Source organism: Paraburkholderia sp. RL17-381-BIF-C (genome assembly GCF_046026435.1).
Taxonomy (GTDB): domain Bacteria; phylum Pseudomonadota; class Gammaproteobacteria; order Burkholderiales; family Burkholderiaceae; genus Paraburkholderia.
Genome location: NZ_JARESX010000179.1, coordinates 1 through 1,468 on the forward strand (window position 1 = coordinate 1; position 1,468 = coordinate 1,468).

Sequence of the window (1,468 nt, forward strand, 5' to 3'; positions counted from 1 at the left end):
GATTTTGCCGCTGCGCGGCAAGGTGCTGAATGTGGAGAAGGCGCGGTATGACAAGCTGCTTTCTTCGGAGCAGATTGTTACGCTGATCACCGCGCTGGGTTGTGGCTTTGGTAAGGACGACTACAACGTCGATAAGCTGCGCTATCACCGCATTATCATCATGACCGACGCGGACGTTGATGGTGCGCACATTCGGACATTGCTGCTGACGTTCTTCTATCGACAAATGCCGGAGATGATTGAGCGCGGGTTCATTTATATCGCGCAACCGCCTCTTTATAAGATCAAGGCGGGCAAAGATGAGCGGTATTTGAAAGATGCTACTGAGCTGAACGCCCATATGCTGAAGTTGGCGCTCAATGGGTCGGAGCTCGTGCCCGCTGAAAACGCTACGCCGATTACGGGCGATGCCTTGGGTGGGTTGGCAAGGTCGTATCTCTTGTCGCAGGCGGTCATTGATCGGCTGAGCCGACTGTACGATGCTGGCGCACTTGAAGCGGTAATGGATGGAATAGTTATCGATCTGTCGAGCGAAGAGGCGGCCGATGCATCTGCGAAGGCGCTCGAGTCGAAGTTGCGTGATGACCCGTTGAAGCCGGAAGTTCGTGTGACAACTAGGTATGACGAAGTGCGTGAACTTCGCTCGCTGCACATCTCGCGCACGCACCACGGCAATCAAAAGGTGTCGGTGTTTGACCAAGAATTTCAACTCAGCGCTGACTATCGACAGCTCATCAACACGGCAGATACGTTCAAGGGCTTGATCGGACCAGGGGCGGTCATCAAGCGTGGCGAGCGCAGCATGGCTGTTACTGACTTCAAGAGTGCCATGAAGTGGCTGATCGCAGATGCTGAGCGGAATATTTCGAAGCAGCGATACAAAGGCTTGGGAGAAATGAACCCTGAGCAGCTCTGGGAAACAACAATGGATCCGGCCGTTCGGCGGCTATTGCGTGTTCAAATTGAAGATGCCATCGCCGCGGACGGGATTTTCACGACCCTCATGGGTGATGAAGTTGAACCGCGTAGAGCGTTCATTGAGTCCAACGCCCTTCGAGCGGGGAATATCGACGTTTGATTCATATGCTGTCGCGTAGGGCGCCAGAGTAAATGCGACTGGCGCCACAGTTCTGCGACTGTGGGACGAAGTTGCTGAGACTGGCCTACCTAGACGTGAGATGACCGTCACTGTTGGTGGCGTAGGTCGTAAGAGTAATTGCTGCTGGCGCCACAGGCTAAGACCGGCAAGCGCTAGAAGTTGCGAATGCCCTAAGGTTGGGCCGTGCGATGCGGAGGTCGGGAGTTCGATCCTCCTCCTCCCACCACGAAAAAATCCAGGGCGGTCCAAGAAAGTCCAGAAACCCCGCAGGTGAAGGCTCGCGGGGTTTTTTGTGGCCTATAATGTCCGGTGTGATCCACTGACACCCGGGGGTATGCAGTGGTGCTTTCAGGGGTATCGGGCAGGCAG

The 1,468-nt window shown here is 55.1% G+C and carries 1 protein-coding gene; it reads left to right on the forward strand.

Annotation, left to right across the window (positions count from 1 at the left end):
* Nucleotides 1–1,078 (forward strand): toprim domain-containing protein (locus tag P0D70_RS36520; protein ID WP_408188099.1); only part of this gene is annotated, 1,078 nt, incomplete at its 5' end.
* Nucleotides 1,079–1,468 lie beyond the last annotated feature (390 nt).